Annotated in this window: 16 protein-coding genes and 1 pseudogene; 10 read left to right on the plus strand and 7 right to left on the minus strand. The window is 37.9% G+C overall.

The genetic code is table 11. From position 1 onward, the window contains the following. Nucleotides 1–80: 80 nt before the first annotated feature. The 6 genes and pseudogenes from AN486_RS14760 to AN486_RS14785 form a co-directional block, all read right to left on the minus strand. Nucleotides 81–392: a DUF6679 family protein gene (locus AN486_RS14760; protein ID WP_027403878.1), complete on the minus strand. Its 312-nt coding sequence runs from the start codon at nt 390–392 to the stop codon at nt 81–83. Nucleotides 393–1,140: 748 nt separating this feature from the next. Continuing rightward, the gene (locus tag AN486_RS14765; protein WP_290601295.1) at nt 1,141–1,929 is read right to left on the minus strand and encodes a Nif3-like dinuclear metal center hexameric protein; all 789 of its coding nucleotides are present in this window, start codon (nt 1,927–1,929) and stop codon (nt 1,141–1,143) included. A gap of 36 nt (nt 1,930–1,965) precedes the next feature. After that, nucleotides 1,966–3,042 carry an ACR3 family arsenite efflux transporter gene (arsB, locus tag AN486_RS14770; RefSeq protein ID WP_290601297.1) on the minus strand — a complete coding sequence of 359 codons (1,077 nt, stop codon included), beginning with the start codon at nt 3,040–3,042 and terminating at the stop codon, nt 1,966–1,968. A gap of 226 nt (nt 3,043–3,268) precedes the next feature. After that, on the minus strand, nt 3,269–4,531 hold the full coding sequence (arsJ, locus tag AN486_RS14775) for an organoarsenical effux MFS transporter ArsJ (protein ID WP_290601299.1): 1,263 nt from the start codon (nt 4,529–4,531) through the stop codon (nt 3,269–3,271). 104 nt (nt 4,532–4,635) lie between these two features. Continuing rightward, nucleotides 4,636–5,652: an ArsJ-associated glyceraldehyde-3-phosphate dehydrogenase gene (locus AN486_RS14780; protein ID WP_290601301.1), complete on the minus strand. Its 1,017-nt coding sequence runs from the start codon at nt 5,650–5,652 to the stop codon at nt 4,636–4,638. Nucleotides 5,653–6,468: 816 nt separating this feature from the next. Continuing rightward, nucleotides 6,469–7,155 (minus strand): annotated as a pseudogene (locus tag AN486_RS14785) (phosphate ABC transporter substrate-binding protein PstS family protein); the annotation flags it as partial. Between the two features lie 269 nt (nt 7,156–7,424). Here AN486_RS14785 and AN486_RS14790 point away from each other — a divergent pair. The 7 genes from AN486_RS14790 to AN486_RS14820 all read left to right on the plus strand — a co-directional run bounded on the left by AN486_RS14790 (nt 7,425) and on the right by AN486_RS14820 (nt 15,461). After that, nucleotides 7,425–8,858, plus strand: coding sequence for a DUF697 domain-containing protein (locus AN486_RS14790; RefSeq protein ID WP_290601303.1), 1,434 nt, complete (start codon nt 7,425–7,427; stop codon nt 8,856–8,858). Between the two features lie 997 nt (nt 8,859–9,855). Continuing rightward, complete coding sequence (locus AN486_RS14795) at nt 9,856–11,250, plus strand: serine/threonine-protein kinase (RefSeq protein ID WP_290601305.1); 1,395 nt, start codon at nt 9,856–9,858, stop codon at nt 11,248–11,250. Between the two features lie 662 nt (nt 11,251–11,912). Beyond that, complete coding sequence (locus AN486_RS14800; protein WP_027403866.1) at nt 11,913–12,140, plus strand: hypothetical protein; 228 nt, start codon at nt 11,913–11,915, stop codon at nt 12,138–12,140. Further along, nucleotides 12,115–12,399 (plus strand): type II toxin-antitoxin system RelE/ParE family toxin, encoded by a 285-nt coding sequence (locus AN486_RS14805; protein WP_053539305.1) that lies wholly within the window; start codon nt 12,115–12,117, stop codon nt 12,397–12,399. Before AN486_RS14800 ends, AN486_RS14805 begins: the two co-directional genes overlap by 26 nt. A 592-nt stretch (nt 12,400–12,991) precedes the next feature. Next, on the plus strand, nt 12,992–14,161 hold the full coding sequence (gene purT, locus AN486_RS14810; protein WP_290601308.1) for a formate-dependent phosphoribosylglycinamide formyltransferase: 1,170 nt from the start codon (nt 12,992–12,994) through the stop codon (nt 14,159–14,161). Nucleotides 14,162–14,321: 160 nt separating this feature from the next. Next, nucleotides 14,322–14,618 (plus strand): hypothetical protein, encoded by a 297-nt coding sequence (locus tag AN486_RS14815; RefSeq protein WP_027403863.1) that lies wholly within the window; start codon nt 14,322–14,324, stop codon nt 14,616–14,618. 93 nt (nt 14,619–14,711) lie between these two features. Beyond that, on the plus strand, nt 14,712–15,461 hold the full coding sequence (locus AN486_RS14820; protein WP_290601310.1) for a M50 family metallopeptidase: 750 nt from the start codon (nt 14,712–14,714) through the stop codon (nt 15,459–15,461). A 12-nt stretch (nt 15,462–15,473) separates the two neighbouring features. Here the strand turns inward: AN486_RS14820 and AN486_RS14825 are convergent, their stop codons facing one another. Further along, nucleotides 15,474–16,271: an exocyst complex component Sec10 gene (locus tag AN486_RS14825; RefSeq protein ID WP_168637082.1), complete on the minus strand. Its 798-nt coding sequence runs from the start codon at nt 16,269–16,271 to the stop codon at nt 15,474–15,476. Between the two features lie 167 nt (nt 16,272–16,438). On the opposite strand from AN486_RS14825, the gene AN486_RS14830 reads away from it, so the two are divergent. From AN486_RS14830 to AN486_RS14840, 3 genes are all read left to right on the plus strand, one after another. After that, nucleotides 16,439–17,416 carry a DUF362 domain-containing protein gene (locus tag AN486_RS14830; protein ID WP_015080943.1) on the plus strand — a complete coding sequence of 326 codons (978 nt, stop codon included), beginning with the start codon at nt 16,439–16,441 and terminating at the stop codon, nt 17,414–17,416. 96 nt (nt 17,417–17,512) lie between these two features. Next, nucleotides 17,513–18,871: a trypsin-like peptidase domain-containing protein gene (locus AN486_RS14835; RefSeq protein WP_051155196.1), complete on the plus strand. Its 1,359-nt coding sequence runs from the start codon at nt 17,513–17,515 to the stop codon at nt 18,869–18,871. A 328-nt stretch (nt 18,872–19,199) separates the two neighbouring features. After that, nucleotides 19,200–19,529 (plus strand): hypothetical protein, encoded by a 330-nt coding sequence (locus tag AN486_RS14840; RefSeq protein WP_290601314.1) that lies wholly within the window; start codon nt 19,200–19,202, stop codon nt 19,527–19,529. Nucleotides 19,530–19,773 lie beyond the last annotated feature (244 nt).

Genomic DNA, 19,773 nt, shown 5'->3' on the forward strand with positions numbered 1-19,773 from the left:
TCAATTCCGCCACCTCTACAGGTGGAATGTTGCTGAGGTGGGGTTTAAATCCTCTTGTTAACAACACGCTGACGGCTCTTTCAATCTGGATTTAGGTCAGTATAAGGGTTAGGGATACGCTCTGCTTCTGGACATTCTTCAGTTGTCAGCGGATCTATGTTACCGCGTTGCACTGAAGCTAATTTTTGAGTAACAGATCCGATGCTTTCAAGACGAACCATCTCCTCCCAAGAACAAACTTCATCTTCTTCGTCTGTCTCATAGCGTAAAGTCACTAAATCGCCCTCGATATCAATGATGCGGGCCCGCTCTATCCAGCGTTGCTGATCCCGCAAAAAAACACATACCTCCCGCCCGTCGCAACACAGTTGATAAATTTTGCGGTGTAGCATGTAGTGCTTCTGCCTTTTTATACAACGTAGTTAAACCTGTCAAATTCGGGTTCCACCCCTGGAATATCCGCCTCTAAGAGGTGAATTTCGTAGTCAGAACCCAGTAAGTTTAGTGACTCAATTTTACCACTTATTTTTAGTCATTAGTGTTAGGTGAAATTTTGGGTCTTAAGCTTTAGTTTACCGCATTAGTTGAACGGCTATGGCAACTGTTAACATCTACAGACATTTTTCTCTGATTTGGCGTTTCTAGGGGCAAGGCTAGTTATCCTTATTAGCACGCTTTGTCAATAGAAATATTATGTCTGGGCGCAACATAGCTTTCAGCCCTTTAATGAGACTATCTAGCTAAGTACAGATAACCGATTGGATAGTCTATAGAAGATTCTCCCCAAGGTTAAAATGTGTATTCTATATAAATGATAACATTATTTCTAGTTTCTTAAAGGTAAATAATTTTTTTTGTATAAATTTTTGAATAAGATTAGCCAGGCGTTACGGAAGCAAAATGTAAATTTATATGTGGAGGTATTTTAGTGGCACATCTCTACATCGGGTTTAAGATGGTATAAGTGATTGTATTCATGAAATTAGCAATTTTACATACAGCGTAAAGGTCAGCATGGTACTGGTAGTTCGTCAAATTTATTTTGACGGGTAATGATCGGAAAAAACTTCTGTTCTTCCCTCCCCTGCCTCTGTTCTCCCCCTGCTTTCCTTCACCCGTCATTTTCGGGTTGACAGACTACTAGGTTAGAAACTGGCGAAAATCTTCATCTTTCTGACTCAATTGCACCCAATCTAAGTTAAGAGCTTGAAATTTCTGAACTAGGCGATCGCACGCTGGGCGTTCTGTGGCATAATGTCCAGCATCAATTAATATAATACCACGATCACGGCTTTCTTGGAATTGATGAAATTTACAGTCAGACGTTAAGTAAACCTGAGCATTAGTTTTGACTACTGCTGAAATATAACCTGCACCTGAACCACCTAAAACAGCTACCCGTGAAATTTGCTGTTGTAAATCAGCCATTGGGGAAAAAATCAAATGAGGTGGATTTAATTGAGATTGAATATTGTTAAGTAGATGTTCTAATGTCAAAGTAGGTTTTATATTTCCTACACGCCCATAACCTAAACCTGCCTGAGTAGGAACAATGGGTGATACTTGTTGAAGTTCAAGCAGTTGCGCTAAAACGTCAGCAGTTCCATCTGCTACTTGGTCAAAATTAGTATGGGCGGTATAAATTCCGATGTTGTGGGTAAAGGCTAACCGCACCATTTCTGTTAAAGCGTCCCCAGTGCGGAAAGATTTGGGGGGATGAAAAATGAGGGGGTGATGGGCAAATATAAGGTTAGCATGGAGAGCGATCGCTTCCTGCATTACGGCTAAAGTCGGAGTTAAACACACTAAGACCCGCGCTTCTATGGACAAAACACCCGGTTCTACTTGCCAACCGCAATTATCCCAGCTTTCGCACCAAGCAGGATTTGCCCATTCTTCAAACCAAGTAATTAAATCAGTAACTTTCATTAAATTCAAATAAATCAATAGATTAAACGTATTTAATTATAATCCTACTGGTGGAGATAACCTAAAAAAATGTTTCTTAATCCAGAAAGATACATTGACTAAACTAATTAAGACTGGCACTTCTACCAATGGTCCAATGACAGCAGCAAAAGCCACACCAGATTTAATTCCGAATACAGAAATAGCTACAGCTATTGCTAATTCAAAATTATTACCAGCAGCAGTAAATGCCACACTAGCAGCTTTTGCATAGTCGGCTTTGATTTTCCATGCTAGGTAAAAAGCACTCAAAAACATGAATAGGAAATAGATAATTAACGGAATGGCAATGCGGACAACATCCAGAGGAATCTGCACAATTAAATTACCCTTTAAACTAAACATTACCATGATGGTAAATAAGAGAGCAATTAAAGTTATGGGGCTGATTTTTGGAATAAATTCTTGATTATACCACTGCTTACCTTTAGCTTTCACTAAAATAAGGCGAGTCATAAATCCAGCCAGAAAAGGAATACCTAAATAGATAAAAACGCTGTTGGCAATTTCCCCAATACCGATATTTACAATAGTTGCTTGTAAGCCAAATAAAGGTGGCAAAATAGTCAGGAAAAACCAAGCATAAACGCTGTAAAAGAGAATTTGAAAAATACTATTAAAAGCAACCAGTCCGGCTGTATATTCAGTATCTCCTTTAGCTAAGTCACTCCAGACAATTACCATAGCAATACAAGGGGCTATTCCCACCATGATTAACCCAGTCATATATTCAGGTTTATCGCGTAAAAAAAGAATAGCAAGTGTAAACATTACAATTGGGGCAATTATCCAAGTTAGCGATAATGATAGTCCGAGAATTTTTTTATTACGAAATACATCTCCTAATTCTTCATATTTTACCTTTGCTAAGGGTGGGTACATCATCAAAATTAAACCAATAGCAATGGGAATGTTGGTTGTTCCTATTTGGAAATGATTGATAAAAACTTCTATTGTGGGGAAAAAATAGCCTAAACCCACTCCAGTTGCCATTGCCAGAAATATCCACAATGTCAAAAAGCGATCCAGAAAAGAAAGGCGTTTTATAGTCGGTTGTTTAGTTACATATTCCACTTAATTAACCTTTATAAATGTTAGTTTCAGATCCCCGACTTCTCTAAGAAGTCGGGGATCTTGTTGTCATTATAAAATCTGTATTTATTACAAATTAGTATTTAGGCAAGAGGCAAAAACTGTCACCAATTGCCTACTACCATATTTAAAATCAAATAAATTTTGGAGTCATCCAACTAGAGTAGGATATACCTCTTTACATAGCATATCTTTAGACTGGGAAATATTATTCTCCGTCTCCAGTTTTCCAAGCTATAGATTTACTAGGTTGAGGATTAGGTAACTTCAGAGAAACTAAACCTGCTGCGAATACGAAAAACATTGATGTCCACAGACAACCAACTAAGCCAAATATTTGATAAACCAAACCGGATAAAACTGTACCCACAAGACGACCACCGGAGTTTGCCATATAGTAAAAACCCACATTTAAAGCGACCTTATCATCATCAGTAAATGCTAAAACCAAATAGGAATGGACAGCGGAATTGAAAGCAAATACGACACCAAAAACGAGAAGTCCAGCAATAATTACGATATTAGCGGGTAAACCTAATTGTAGTGCCAAAGCGATCGCACCGGGAACAGCCGTTAATGTAAATGTCCAGAATCGAATAGTTTGAGATTGAGGTGGACGACCAGAACCAAATCGCTGCATGAGTGTTGGTGCTAAAAATTGAATAATCCCATAACCAATCACCCAACAAGCTAAAAATCCCCCCACTTGATAAAAAGACCAGCCCAAAGTCCCACGTAAAAACACTGGTAAAGCCACAACAAACCATACATCTCTAGATCCAAATAAAAAGAATCGCGCCGCCGAGAGAATATTGATTTCTGCGCTTTTAGAGAAAAGTTGGCTAAATTTGACCTTTTTCTTGATTTTACCCATGCCCTTGGGCAGCATTAACCCAGAAAACATAATTAAAGCCAGTCCCCCAGCCATAATCCACAGGGAATTAATAAAACCCACAGAACTGAGAAGGGCGCTACCAAGAAAGAAACCAACACCCTTCAAAGCATTCTTAGAACCTGTGAGTACAGCCACCCACTTAAACAAAGAAGATTGGGCATCTTGAGGCACAACCAAGCGAATGGCGCTTTTAGAACTCATCTTCGTTAAGTCCTTAGCAATTCCCGAAAATGCCTGTGCAACCATCACATAAAGGACTGAAAGCCACTGCGCCCACCCTGGATTCAGAAAAGACAGCATAATTAAAGAAAACACCTGTAATCCAATCCCAGTATAAAGAGTTACTTTTAACCCAAACTGGGAACCAATCCAACCGCCGAGAAAGTTTGTAACAATTCCAAATACCTCGTAAAACAGGAACAGAGAGGCAATTTGAATAGGTGTATAACCAATTTTATTAAAATAGAGCAAAACCAACATTCGCAAAGCCCCATCAGTCAAAGTGAAGCCCCAGTATGCCAGTGTCACCAGAATATAATTCTTGAAATTAGGATTAGAAGCAGTAGTAGAAGCCATGATTAAAAATTCAAAATTGTAAATACAAACTAAAATTCTCTCTCCGTCTCTGGGTGCAAAAAATCTTTATGGGGTAGGACAGAAAACCCACCCCTGGAAAACCATTATTTTTGCAAACTTAAAGCCACCTTTCGCGCTAATTCAGTCATGCGGTTAACATAACCCCATTCATTGTCATACCAAGCCAAGATTTTCACTTGGGTTTCATTGACAACCATTGTCGAAAGGGCATCAATAATCGAAGAACGAGGATCATCTTTATAATCAATAGAAACTAAAGGACGTTCTTCATAACCTAAAATTCCTATTAATGGTTCTTGTGCAGATGCAGTTTTTAATAAACCATTAACTTCGGCTGTTGTTGTCGGACTAACAACTTCAAATACACAATCTGTCAGGGAAGCATTTAACAAAGGTACACGCACTGCTAAACCATTTAATTTACCATTTAATTCTGGATAAATTAAACCAATAGCTGTAGCTGAACCTGTGCTAGTAGGAATTAATGACATACTTGTAGCCCTAGCCCGACGCAAATCTTTATGAGGTGCATCTACAATAGTTTGAGTATTAGTATTGTCGTGAATTGTGGTAATTACTCCATGTTTAATTCCTAAACCTTCATGAATTACTTTTACGACTGGGGCTAAACAATTAGTAGTACAAGAAGCTGCTGTTAATAAATGATGTTTATCAGGTTCATAGAGGTGATCATTTACCCCCATGACAATGTTTAAAGCCTCTTGTTTAACAGGTGCGGCAACAATTACCTTCTGCACACCTCTTTTAAAATATGGATCAAGGGTAGCGGGGGTTCTAAACTTACCAGAACATTCCAAAACTATATCAACCCCAAAATCTTCCCAAGGAACTTCACCCGGTTGAGAATATTCAGTAAAACTGAGAGATTTACCATCAATAACAACTTGGTTTTCGACCGCTTCTACTTCTGGTGTCCAACGCCCATGTACAGAATCAAATTTGAGTAAATGTGCTGCGGCTTCTGTTCCACCTTTGGTTTCATTAATGTGAACAAATTCTATTTCTGGCCAATCCCAAGCAGCACGAACGGACAACCTGCCCATGCGTCCGAATCCATTAATTCCTACTTTAATTGTCATTTCAAAAAAAGTTGATATGTTAATATTGACTCTAGCATCAGATGTAAACATTAATCAAGGAAAATTGATGTATTGTTTATACACAGCAGAAAAAACGTTTTTAGCAGCTTGCTAGTTTCCAGCATTAGCAGACGTTTGTTCACCAACCTCAATCCGAGTAACGGGTTTTGGACTAAAGTGAAGTAAAAGCTTTTTCCTGGTTGCAGATAGAACGTTTGTGGAAAGAGCGATCGCCCAAACCAAAGTAACAATTAATCAACTAATCCAAGCTACTTACTTAACCAGAGTAGCCGGATTAAGTTTAGTGCATATTTTGAACAGCAAGGTATAAGGCGGTTGTTACCAGAAGCAAAATCAGCAGAAGTTGTAGTTTAACCTTTCATATCCCCGACTTCTTCAAGAAGTCGGGGATCTAACGCAACGCAATGATATATTTAAATTAAGTTCACTATGCATTTAATGATTGGATTTATAATAATGTTGAATTCAATACACCAGATTACTATGCGTTGAGGTACGGATACTTTGGGTGGGAAGAGAGACGGTGTGGGTGGTCTTCGAGTTGTGGGTTTCTTCTCTCGCGTCGAGACTTGTAAACTGTAACATTTAAGGGTTACAGAAAAATATTAAGTCAGAATCAGGATATCCAGGATTAAAGGATTTACAGGATGGTAATTTATAGATGGTTTGTTTGGTGATGAAAATTGCATTTGTCTGAATCAGGATATCCAGGATTAAAGGATGTACAGGATGGTAATTTATAGACGGTTTAAATTATTCAAAAACAATCATTCAAAAACATCCTGAAAAATCCCCATAACCCAAAGCATTAGGATCTTTATTAACACCAGTAACTAAAACTTCATCATTTTCACTGGCTGTGTAATCTTTGCGACTGGCTTTGGCTTTACCGACAATTGCTTCGGTAAAATAATCATAAGTTCCAGACTTACCACCGGGACCATATAATTTAATTGGGCGGTCTGGCCAAGAATCTCGGACTTGATTCCATTTTGTAATTTTTCCTTCAGCCGCAGGTTCCCAGATTTTTTTCAATTCGGCTACTGTAATGTCTTTTGCCCAAGTGTTTTGGGGGTTAACAGCAATGGTTACGGCATCAAAAGCTATGGGTAATTCCATGTAACTTACGCCATTTTTCTTGCAAGCTGCCATTTCTGACTGGTTAATTGGTCGAGAAGCATTACTGATATCTATTTTACGAGTACAAAATTTTTCAAATCCACCGCTAGTACCAGAAATATTTACTTGTATTTGACCATTATTTTTTAGGTTGGCTTGGTATGCTTTAGCTATGGACTGGGTAATGGGATATACGGTACTAGAACCATCTACTTTAATAAGTGCGTCAGTGGCAGAGTTAGTAACTTTTGTCGCTTCATTTGGTTTTTGAATATTTTGGGCAAGACCAAGCGTATTTGTAAAACTGCTTGTCAATGCTAGTATTCCGAAAGTTAAGACTAATTGGCTTGCTGTTTTATTCACTGATTTCACCTGTATAATTAGTGAGCAGACTTTTGATCCTATGTACTTATTATCTCAAAAAAAGTTGATATGTCAATATTTACCTTACCATCAGATATCCAAATTAATCAAGAAAAATTGATGTATTGTTTATACATAGCAGAAACATGATTTTAGCTGCTTGCAAATCTCCAACATCAAAAGATGTTTGTTCACCAACCGCAATCTGAGTAGCAGGTTTTCGACTAAAGTGAAGTAAAAGCTTTTTCCTCGTGTGGAGAATCACAATTGTGAAGTTACAGCGACCAATATTAGTGGGAGGACTAGGACTATCGTTCTCCCTGTGGATGTTAGAGAGTTGGCATGATTCAATAGTGCAAGTGGGAGAATTCGGACTCCTGAGTGCTTTAGCCGTTGGTGGGGGTTTGTGGTTATTGAAAAAAAATCAGCCCCAATTAGGTGAACAGCTAAATGATATAGTTGCAGCTAGAACGGTTGTGGAACAAGCGATCGCTCAAACAGAAGTAATAATTAATCAGCTTTCTCAAGAAGCAGCCAATCATCCTCACCTGGCAATTCTCCGCGAAAAACTGGCTAAATTGCCCTTAGAATTGAATAGAAAGGAAATATTCATTGCCGTTACTGGTGGGAAATCCGTAGGTAAAAGTACAGTTATTAAAGTTCTAAAAACTTCCCCAAGTCTTCCGGGACTGTCTTTACATTTTTCGGAAACAGCGCCTTTGTTTTCGGTAGTTGGTGAAAACTCCGATGTTGTTACCTTATCAGAAATGCAGAAATCTGATTTTGTCTTATTTCTGACAAACGGTGATTTAACAGATTCAGAATTTCAGGTTTTACAACAGCTAAAAGCTATAAAACAACCAAGTTTGCTGGTTTTCAACAAACAGGATCAATATCAACCTGATCAACGCGCTACAGTTTTCCAATCATTAAAGCAGCGCATTGGTGCAAATGTAGTTGGGACTGCGGCTTCTCCCGTACCGGTGAAAGTGCGAAAACATCAAGAAGATGGTTCTTTCCAAGAATGGATGGAACAACCAACGCCAGATATCCAGCAGTTGACACAACAAATAGGGGAAGTTGTGGGACAGCAGAGAGAACAGCTAGTTTGTAATACTACAAATCACAGAGTATTATTACTGAAAGCTGAAGCTAAAAATTGTTTAAATGGTGTGAGAAGAGATCAAGCTACACCCTTTGTAGAACAATATCAGTGGATTGCAGCGGCGGCGGCATTTGCTAACCCTGTACCTGCTTTAGATATTCTCGCAACTGCGGCGATTACGGCTCAAATGGTGATAGATTTAGGTAATATATATCAGCAGAAAATTTCCTTAGAACAAGCGCAACAAGTAGCTGGAACTATGGGAAGTTTGATGTTGAAATTAGGTTTAGTGGAACTTTCCACTAGGGCTGTAACGGGTATTATGAAAACTAATGTTGCTACCTTTGTCGCTGGGGGAATGGTAGAAGGAGTTAGCGCTGCTTACCTAACCAGAGTAGCCGGATTAAGTTTAGTTGAATATTTTGAACAGCAAGAAATTGCTTTAGAATCGGGAAGCGCTTTAAATCTCGACAAACTGCATCAAGTTTTGCAAACTGTATTCCAGCAAAATCAAAAAATGGCTGTTTTGGAAGCTTTTGTCAAGCAAGGTGTAAAGCGGTTGTTACCAGAAGCAAAACCAGTAGAAGTTGTTGCTTAACCTTTCATATCCCCGACTTCTTTAAGAAGTCGGGGATATGAATCTCTCTCTCAATTGTCAGAATCAGGATATCCAGGATTAAAGGATTTTCAGGATATTAGTTCATAGATGGTTTGTTGGTGATGAAACTTGTATTTGTCTGAATCAGGATAACCAGGATTTTAGGATGTACAGGATATTAGTTCATAGATGGTTTGTTGGTGATGAAAGTTGTATTTGTCTGAATCAGGATATCCAGGATTAAAGGATTTTCAGGATATTAGTTTATAGATGGTTTGTTGGTGATGAAAGTTGTATTTGTCTGAATCAGGATAACCAGGATTAAAGGATTAACAGGATAGTAGTTTATAGATGGTTTAAATTATTCGAAAACAATCATTCAAAAACATCCTGAAAAATCACCAACTCCCCACCAAAAATCATCCAACAACATCCTGAAAATCCTCAAATCCTGGACATCCTGATTCAGACAAAAAAATCACCAACTCCCCACCAAAAATCATCCAACAACATCCCGAAAATCCTCAAATCCTGGACATCCTGATTCAGACAAAAAAAATCATCAACTCCCCACCAAAAATCATCCAACAACATCCTGAAAATCCTCAAATCCTGGACATCCTGATTCAGACAAAAAAATCACCAACTCCCCACCAAAAATCATCCAACAACATCCTGAAAATCCTCAAATCCTGGACATCCTGATTCAGACAAAAAAATCACCAACTCCCACCAAAAATCATCCAACAACATCCTGAAAATCCTCAAATCCTGGACATCCTGATTCAGACAAAAAAATCATCAACTCCCCACCAAAAACTTTGTCCTGGTGGTACATGAATGCGCTTTAATTCTAACAACATCATTGCCACTCCTGATGATTTAAATATTTTGATATTATAACATCCAGGACAAGATCCCCGACTTCTTCAAGAAGTCGGGGATCTAACGCAATGATATAATTAGATTCATCTCCACCGTATCTACTATCAAGGGTATGATTATTTGGCAACCAGGGCAGCAAATCAATAACGGTAGATTTATCATTCAGGGTAAACCCTTGGGTAGTGGTGGTTTTGGAACTACCTACAAAGCCTTAGAACCCAGCACGGGTAAATTATATGCCATTAAAACCCTCAATCAGCAAATGCAATTGCGAGAGGACTTTCCAGAACAGCAGGTTAAGTTTATTAACGAAGCCTTGACAATTAAAGGTTTTGATCATAGGCATATTCTCAAAGTCCATGAAGTCATTCAAGCAGGTGAGCTTTTTGGCGTGGTGATGGAATATATTGATGGAGTAACTTTATTTCAACATCTTCGACAAAACGGACAACTTGCCGAAAGCGAAGCACTATTATATATAGATCAAATTGGTCAGGCTTTAGAATATATTCACGCCAAAGGCAGTTTACACCGGGACATTAAACCTGCAAATATTCTTTTACGACAAAATAAACAAGAAGCGGTTTTAATTGATTTTGGTTTAACTCGCAGTATTGCTACTAAAAGCATGACAAATGCTTTAACAGAAGGTTATGCACCTATTGAACAATATCGTCGCAAAGGGAGTTTTGGACCCCATACCGATGTTTACGCTTTAGCTGCCACTTTATATTATCTGCTTACGGCTGATGGACTCAACAAAGAGGGGGAAGTTAGTCCAGTACCCGCGCAAAACCGGAAATATGATGATGAACCTTTACCCGCACCAAAACATTATAATTCTCGCATTAGTCAGAGGGTGAATGATGCTATTTTGCAGGGTATGGAAATAGAACCGGAAAAGCGGACTCCGACGGTTTTGAAGTTTCGGGAAAATTTGGGTTTGGTGGTTCAAAAACCCATTAATTTTGATATTCAACAACTCATCAAAAATGTAGAGACGTTCCATGGAACGTCTCTACAAACATCTAATATGGACTACGGGAAACTGGGTGACTACCTCGCACAAGGGGAATGGAAAGAAGCAGACGAGGAAACAGCACGGGTAATGTTAGTGGTTGCGAAGCGGGAAAAAGAAGGTTGGTTAGATGATAAAAGTATTGATAATTTTCCCTGTGCAGACCTCCGCACCATTGACCAGTTGTGGGTAAAATACAGTGGTGGTAAGTTTGGTTTTTCTGTGCAGAAACGAATTTATCAAAGTTTCGGTGGAAGGAGAGAATATAATGAGGAAATATGGGAGAAGTTCGGGGACAATGTAGGATGCAGAAAAGGAGGCTACTGGTTGTACTCCGAGGATATTACTTTTGACAAGAAAGCACCAGAAGGCCACCTCCCCACTGGGGTGTGTGGTGAATTATTTGCGGCGTGGGCGTGGGGGAATGGTATTCACTTGGGGGAGTTTTTGATGGTTGGACGTGTTCTTCTCTCGCGTCGAGACTTGTAAACTGTAATATTTAAGGGTTACAGAAAATTATTAAGTCTGAATCAGGATAACCAGGATTAAAGGATGTACAGGATGGTAGTTTATAGATGGTTTGTTTGGTGATGAAAGTTGTATTGGTCTGAATCAGGATGTCCAGGATTAAAGGATGTACAGGATGGTAATTTATAGATGGTTTGTTTGGTGATGAAAGTTGTATTTGTCTGAATCAGGATAACCAGGATTTAAGGATTAACAGGATGGTAGTTTATAGATGGTTTGTTTGGTGATGAAAATTGCATTTGTCTGAATCAGGATAATCAGGATTAAAGGATGTACAGGATGGTAATTTATAGATGGTTTGTTGGTGATGAAAGTTGTATTTGTCTGAATCAGGATAACCAGGATTAAAGGATGTACAGGATATTAGTTTATAGATGGTTTAAATTATTCAAAAACAATCATTCAAAAACATCCTGAAAAAAAACCAACTTCCAAAAAACAATTATCCAACCACATCCTGTACATCCTCAAATCCTGGACATCCTGATTCTGACAAAAAAATCACCAACTCCCTACCAAAAATCATCTAATAACATCCTGTAAATCTTTACATCCTGGATATCCTGATTCAGAATATTACAGAATAAGATATGATCAAATTGGGTAAATAATCAAAATAATCTATGAATACACTAGAACTTCGTGAACAAATCCAAGAATATGTTGAACAACTGTCACCTGAAAAATTACTAGTAGCAGTTGATTTTTTAGCATATCTAGCAACAAGAGAAGATGATGCTACTCAAGAGTTATTAGAAATTGTAGGATTTAAAGAAAATTTTGATCATGCTAGAGAAAACGTAAAACAAGGAAAGGTGATTACTGTTGACCAACTTAAACGAAAATATTAATTATACTGTTGTTATTAGTATTGATGCAGGGGAGTTTTTTGAATCTGCTTCTGCCATCTTACAACGGAAGTTAGACAGATGTTTTGATCGTTTAAAAATTAATCCTCGTAATCATCCTAATATAAAATCTCTCAAAGGTGAGTTATCAGGTTATTATCGTTATCGAGTAGGTGACTATAGAGTTATTTATGAAGTTAATGATGATTTAAAAATGGTAACAGTTGTTTTTATTGCCCATAGAAGTAAAGTTTATGAATAGCTTGTAGGGTGAGTTAGGATAACCAAAAGATTATAAAATGTACACATAAATTAACTACGCGACGCACCATTGATATTGTCTGAATCAGGATAACCAGGATTAAAGGATTAACAGGATGGTAATTTATAGCTGGTTTAAATTATTCAAAAACAATCATTCAAAAACATCCTAAAAAAAACCAACTCCCCACCAAAAATCATCCAACAACATCCTGAAAATCCTCAAATCCTGGACATCCTGATTCAGACAAATAAAACCTCAAACTCCCACCAAAAATCATCCAACAACATCCTGAAAATCCTCAAATCCTGGATATCCTGATTCTGACAAAATAAAATCATCCAACAACATCCTGAAAATCCTCAAATCCTGGATATCCTGATTCAGACAAAAATACTTCCGGGAAAACAAAACCCTATATATATGGGCGCACAGATTTCCACTGTAATTAAACAATAACCGAAACTTGGAAACTTGTCAAGAGTATTTTTAATAATTGTCCTGTTTTTTTATCCAACCTCCTCGGCAAAAATCCCCAAACTATGTAAAATAATGACAAGATATTTAAATCAACATCTGCGGTATCGAACTTATGATTAAGAAGCTAAAACTACCCCAAAAATTAATGCTGCTTGGTTCAGGAGAACTGGGAAAAGAATTTGTCATTGCTGCTCAACGTCTAGGCAATTATATCATTGCTGTGGACAGATATGCCGATGCACCCGCCATGCAGGTAGCTGATTGTGCAGAAGTTATTTCTATGCTAAGTGCTGATGATTTAGAAGCGGTTGTCAATAAACATCAACCCGATTTTATTATTCCCGAAATTGAAGCAATTAGAACCGAAAAATTACAAGAATTTGAACAAAGAGGAATTACAGTTATTCCCACAGCAGCGGCGACTAATTACACCATGAACCGCGACAGAATTAGGGAATTAGCACATCAAGAATTAGGAATTAGGACTGCTAAATATGGTTATGCTGTCACTTTAGAAGAGCTAATTACTATTTCTGAAAAAATTGGTTTTCCCAATGTTGTCAAACCTGTGATGTCATCTTCTGGAAAAGGTCAATCTGTCGTTAATGATAGCAGCGAAGTAGAAAAAGCTTGGAATTATGCTATTTCTAATTCTCGTGGTGATAGCCAAAAGGTAATTGTTGAAGAATTTATTAATTTTGAAATTGAAATTACTTTACTAACGATTAAACAATGGGACGCACCGACAATTTTCTGTTCCCCCATTGGTCACCGTCAAGAAAGAGGTGATTATCAAGAATCTTGGCAACCCGCAGCTATTTCTGAAGATAAAATTTTAGCATCTCAAGAAATTGCTAAAAAAGTTACTGATGCTTTAGGTGGTGCGGGAATTTTTGGGGTTGAATTTTTCATTACTAAAGATGAAGTCATTTTTTCAGAACTGTCTCCCAGACCCCATGATACAGGGATGGTGACATTAATTTCTCAGAATTTGAATGAATTTGAATTACATCTGCGAGCTATTTTAGGTTTACCAATTCCCCATATTGAACAGTTAGGATTTTCTGCAAGTGCGGTAATTTTAGCTTCGGAAAAATCTGATTCTATTACTTTTACTGGTGTAGCTGAAGCTTTAGCTGAAAAAGATGTAGATATTAAGTTATTTGGTAAACCTACTGCTCATCCTTATCGTCGCATGGGTGTGGCTTTAGCAAAAGGTGGGGATATTCAAGAAGCTAGAGAAAAGGCAGTAAAGGCAGCTAGTCAGGTGAAAATAAATTAAGCATTCAGCTATAGCGGTATGCACTGGCAATGAGATGAAAGGTTTATTATAAAAGTCTATAATAAGGAACTTTTTCTTCTTTCTTGCTATTGAATGGGCGCAGTCCTTGGGTTCAAGGGGCGCAGACCCTGCGCCCCTACAGAATATTTGATTTATGAGTATGAGAGCCAGAATTGAAAATAATGTTTTATTTATTCATCATGAAGATGTACCAGAATTTAAAAAAGGCGGTTCTGTAGTTAGAAATTCTTACTTTTGGGCTTTACGTTCCATTGCTGGACGTGCTAGACGCTATCATGATTGGGAATATGAATCAGAAGTTTGGTTTGCACTGGAACGAATGCTTTTGTCTTTTACTGAATCTGGGTATTTAGGTTATAAAGAAACAATGTTAGAGTTTCCCTTATCGCAAGGTGAAATTCCCAGTGTGTTGCGGAATGCAGCCACTTGGGAATAAATTTAAGGAAATCAACACTTCCTCTTGAAGTAAATTAGGATAGATTCAAGAATACTCAGCTAATTGGTGTAATTACGCGCAGGAGAGTCACTAATGAGAGAACCCAGTAAAAATTCTAAACCTTTATTTACTCAAGAAACACCAACAGAAGTAGAACAAATGGGGCTAACCTGGTTAGTAGCAGCGGCTATAGTCACAGCAATTATGTGGCAAATACCCATAGGTAATTATATTTTGTACCCATTTTCTATCTTAGCTACTTGGTTTCATGAAATGGGTCACGGTTTGATGGCTTTGATGTTGGGGGGACAATTTCAAAAACTAGAAATTTTTGGTAACGGTTCTGGCGTAGCTCATTATACTTTAAGTAACACATGGGGATACCTTGGTATCGGCTTAGTAGCGGCTGCGGGGCCAATGGGTCCACCTATTGCCGGTGCCAGCTTAATTCTCGCTTCTGGGAGTTGGAAAACAACTTCTTTGAGTTTAAAAATTTTAGGTGGATTTTTACTGCTGTCTACATTAATTTGGGTGCGTTCTTGGTTTGGCTTTGTGGCTATTCCCCTGTTAGGTTTGATGATATTGGGAATTGCGTTAAAAACACCTCTTTGGGTACAAGGGTTTGCAATTCAATTTTTAGGTGTGCAGGCTTGTGTAAGTACCTATCACCAACTTGATTATTTATTTAGTTATACTGCGGGTTCATTAGGACTATCAGATACAGGACAAATGCAGCGATATTTGTTTTTACCTTATTGGTTTTGGGGGCTATTAATGGCGATTGCATCTTTGGTCATCTTAGTCCAAAGTCTGCGCGTTGTCTATTCAACAAACCAGCAATAAATACTATTGATATTATTCAATCTGTTCACAACAAATTAACAGTTTTTCCATAGCTTCAGCCAAAGAAATTAACTCTTGCCAAGAAGAACCACTAACTAAGTTTTGAGCGTGTGCTAAACGGTTGCGTAAACGTTCAGCAGACTTGAGAAACTTTTCCCCAGAGCGTTTTGAATTCAATCCTAATTGCGGAAGTAGTTCTGGTTGATTTAATATCAATTCTCGCTTATCGCAAAATTGCAAATAGTCTAATAAATCTGTAGCTTCGTTTCTTTCTCGACTCTCACGCCATAATTTTTGAGCCGCCTCCAGTCTATCAGGTTTAAGAAATTGTTGCCAAGAATCTTGAGGATAATAAAGCCTGACCAATCGTAACAAATTCATTTCTAAAAGGGTGATAAAGCTAAACAGTAGCATTCGCACAGGGGCTTTTTGTAAATCACCGTAAGTAATAATACCACTAACTTGGTTAGAATCTAAGACAAATAATCTGGGTTTTTGTGCTAAGATAGGCAATAATTTCATCAAAGGTGTGGAAATAGCAATTAATTCTTGGGGATGAAATATCTGTTGGTAGTCGCTACATTTTCCAGCCTGACATTGTATTAAATGAGAACGTTCCACATAACCACTAATAATATTTTCTGTCTCTACCCCTACCACATCAAAATCTTGTAACTGCATCCAATGTAATACTTCTTTGACATCAGCATCAACCGACACAGCCTTGAGAGGTTCGGCTACATATTCTATAGTGATACTTTTCTCAAATAGGCCGCGTAAATCTTGCGAGCGTGATTTTAGCTGTTTCATCTACCCTGAGAAATAAAATAAATATTAGCAAAATTAGTATTTCATAAAACTCCCTACCATAACTGTTATTTAGATTCATCTTTGTCAAAGTAGGAAGAACTTTTCCACTATAGTTTAATTTTTGATACAGTATTAATGCTGAATGTAATATAACGCAATTATTTTCCATGTCAACACAAAAACCATCTGTTAGTCTCATTCGGGCTAAATCCTACGAACAGGAAGCTTTAAAAGAATCCTTAGAAACACTGCTAGAACCTTTAGGGGGCATGGCTGCTTTTGTCAAACCAGGCAACCGCGTTTTACTCAAACCCAACCTGCTCACAGGTTCTCGTCCTACTAAAGAATGTACCACCAGACCAGAATTAGTGCGTGCTGTTGCCGAAATGGTAATTGCTGTGGGTGGAAATCCATTTTTAGGAGATAGTCCCGCTTTTGGTAGTGCTAAAGGTGTGGCCATAGCGAATGGTTTATTACCAATTTTAGAAGAACTAAAATTACCACTGGTGGAATTTCACGGGAAACGTTATCAAACCGTCAACGACAATTTTAATCACTTGCTTTTATCGAAAGAAGCAATGGAAGCAGACGTGATTATTAATCTGCCTAAAGTTAAATCTCATATGCAATTAACCCTAACTTTAGGAGTTAAAAATCTCTTTGGTTGTGTTCCTGGGAAAATGAAAGCTTGGTGGCACATGGAAGCAGGTAAAGATGCTAACAAATTTGGAGAAATGTTAGTAGAAACTGCCAGAGCAATTAATCCAACTTTAACAATTTTAGATGGAATTATTGGTCATGAAGGTAATGGACCAAGTGGGGGAGAACCTCGGAAATTAGAAATTCTAGCAGCTGGGAGTAATGTATTTGCTTTAGATAGAGCAATGCTAGAAATTCTCCAAGTTGCACCCGCACAAGTTCCCACAGTTGCAGCTTCCCAAAGATTGGGAATATGTCCAGAATTAAGTGATATTCACTTCCCGAATTTATCACCCGATTTATTACAAATTACAGATTGGCAATTACCCGAAAAGTTAATGCCCATAGATTTTGCCATGCCCCGTGTGATTAAGTCTACTTTTAGGCATCTTTACATCAGGTTTATCAAAGAACCTATGAGCGCTTATACTGGAGGACGCTTGTAAGGTAAAGTATGGGCAGGGAGTAAATTCCCTGTCTAAACCCATTGATTCTACCAAGTAGGTGTGATACCATCTCACTTAAGTCATTTGTATGTAAATATGAATCTATCTAACCAAATACTGAAAAATAATTCTGCTATTTTCTCGGTTACGGTGTCAATATTTGTATTTTTTGTAGCATTGATTCCCGTGCAAGCGGGAAAACTTGAGGACACTGCCCAACAAACTACAGTCCAAATTAATAGTGAAGGTAATAACTCTCCCGGAGGTTCAGGTGTAATTATTAATAAAAAAGGAAAAATTTACACCGTTCTAACGGCTAATCATGTTGTCTGTGATGCCATAAAGGGACGCAAAAAAATTACTTGTACTACAGACGTTAGTTACACAATTCGTACTTACACTGGTAAAGATTATCCGATTAAAGATCGTCGGGCATTACAGCAAAATGAGAATGACCCAGATTTGGCTGTGGTTACTTTTGAAGCCCAGGAAAATTATCCTGTCGCTACTTTAGGAAATTCTCAAGAGGTAGAAAGGGAGGCAGATATTAAAGTTACTGGCTTTCCTACTATTTTTGGTAAAGGGGGGACGGAGAGAGAATATTCAGTTACACGAGGAAAGGTGACTACTTTACTTCGCAAAGAGAAGAACGGTTATACCCTAGTATATGATGCCACTACTAAAACTGGTAATAGTGGCGGACCAGTGTTTGATATTTCTGGTAGAGTTATCGGTATTCACGGACAAGGTGATTATGGTGGAGAAGATGGCAGTGATCCGAGCGAGTTACAAACCACCAGAATACAGAAACCAGTCATACCTGTGAAAAAACTAGTACCTGGAAAAAAGGAAACAGGAACATCCCCAGAGGGAAAAACAGGATTTAATGGGGCAATTCCTATTAATACCTATTTTGCTCTCATTGGTGAGAAACCTCCTACTCCTAATCCTAGTAGGGGTGTAATTCCGCCAAAGACAGAACAAGAACCAATAGCCACAATAGGCAATACTGGAAACTTTCCCGCTAGTATGGACAAATTATCACAATTATTATCTCAAGGTGATTGGAAAGGGGCTGACGAGGAAACAAAGTCTCTAATGCTGGAGATTAGCCAAGCTTCTGGATCACTCAATGATAAGGCAATTTCTCGATTGTCCTGCGGAAAATTAAGCTTTATTAATCAAATTTGGCAAACTAAAAGCCAAGGTCGCTTTGGTTTTTCTGCACAAGCACAAAAATGGAAGAGTTTATTTGGTAATAAATTTGAACCAACTAACGAGCATTTTGAAGATTTTGCTACTGATTTAGGTTGGCGTTATCGAGGTAGATATTTATCTAATAATCAGCTTAAATACTCTTTAGATGCGCCTAAAGGATATCTCCCTAGAGCATTTTTAGATGGACCTGTTTGGGGAAATTTCATTGCGTATTTTGATGGTTGTAAGATAAAGTAATTTCATACCTAGATGAATCTGCATACAATTTGAAAAGCATAAAAATATTGCTTATTAATTGCTGCGGGTATATATAGCTATAAATTGAGCCAAGCTTACTAACCTCATAGTTCAATCCGGTTCAATATCAAGAATTGAACTCAACAATCCAAGTTAATATCCTTCGTTAACTGAAGCTTATTGACTAAATACAGCGGTTTCCGCTCTTATGAGGTACAAAGTTGAATCATGAAACTCTTGTAGTGCGGGCATCTTGCCCGCTAGATATGTACCTTATAACACCGGGAAGTGCTGTAACCTACAAATTCTTTACTTTATGGTGAGAAAAATGTCAAAGAGAACTCGCTGCATATCCTATTTGATGAAGATTGTTGTATTGTCCACTCCATTAGTATTCATGCAATCCTTGCCGAGTTGGGGACAATCTGCTCCTGCTGCACCTGAGATTGGTTTTGAAGTTGAGGGACAATCAGAACTTAATCAGATAGTTTTGCCTTTGTTTAAATATGTGGGTGAATGTCCTAGTGCTGCAACTTATATAAGTGACACTAAAGCTTGGTTTACATCCTCAAGTGAACCACCAAAAAATGGCAGGAGAGTAATTATCCCACATTCCGCACCCCCAAGTGTCACACCCCAAGAAAACCGATATATTTAGTACATAAGAACTAATACCTGTGAGGGGTGATTAAAATTTATTGAGGCTAAATAGGAATAATTACTATTAAAGCAGATATATAGTCAATAAAACGACTAAGTACGAAATTTTGATTCTGAGGTGATTGTAATGGAAAACCTAGTCCAGAATCATTGAAAGCTTTATCCTCAATGACTATAAAAAACTAAAAAAACGTTTTAAATCAACAGAAAAATGAGAACATGGTAACAGATACTTATATGGA

Origin of the sequence: Anabaena sp. AL93 (assembly GCF_001672085.1) — a bacterium.
GTDB classification, from domain to species: Bacteria; Cyanobacteriota; Cyanobacteriia; order Cyanobacteriales; family Nostocaceae; genus Dolichospermum; species Dolichospermum heterosporum.

Bases quoted from the DNA above. Each gene is read 5' to 3' on its own strand.
- AN486_RS14760 (WP_027403878.1), bottom strand. From the start codon at position 392: ATGCTACACCGCAAAATTTATCAACTGTGTTGCGACGGGCGGGAGGTA.
- AN486_RS14765 (WP_290601295.1), bottom strand. From the start codon at position 1,929: ATGAAAGTTACTGATTTAATTACTTGGTTTGAAGAATGGGCAAATCCT.
- arsJ (WP_290601299.1), bottom strand. From the start codon at position 4,531: ATGGCTTCTACTACTGCTTCTAATCCTAATTTCAAGAATTATATTCTG.
- AN486_RS14780 (WP_290601301.1), bottom strand. From the start codon at position 5,652: ATGACAATTAAAGTAGGAATTAATGGATTCGGACGCATGGGCAGGTTG.
- AN486_RS14795 (WP_290601305.1), top strand. From the start codon at position 9,856: ATGATTATTTGGCAACCAGGGCAGCAAATCAATAACGGTAGATTTATC.
- AN486_RS14800 (WP_027403866.1), top strand. From the start codon at position 11,913: ATGAATACACTAGAACTTCGTGAACAAATCCAAGAATATGTTGAACAA.
- purT (WP_290601308.1), top strand. From the start codon at position 12,992: ATGATTAAGAAGCTAAAACTACCCCAAAAATTAATGCTGCTTGGTTCA.
- AN486_RS14815 (WP_027403863.1), top strand. From the start codon at position 14,322: ATGAGAGCCAGAATTGAAAATAATGTTTTATTTATTCATCATGAAGAT.
- AN486_RS14820 (WP_290601310.1), top strand. From the start codon at position 14,712: ATGAGAGAACCCAGTAAAAATTCTAAACCTTTATTTACTCAAGAAACA.
- AN486_RS14825 (WP_168637082.1), bottom strand. From the start codon at position 16,271: ATGAAACAGCTAAAATCACGCTCGCAAGATTTACGCGGCCTATTTGAG.
- AN486_RS14830 (WP_015080943.1), top strand. From the start codon at position 16,439: ATGTCAACACAAAAACCATCTGTTAGTCTCATTCGGGCTAAATCCTAC.
- AN486_RS14835 (WP_051155196.1), top strand. From the start codon at position 17,513: ATGAATCTATCTAACCAAATACTGAAAAATAATTCTGCTATTTTCTCG.
- AN486_RS14840 (WP_290601314.1), top strand. From the start codon at position 19,200: ATGTCAAAGAGAACTCGCTGCATATCCTATTTGATGAAGATTGTTGTA.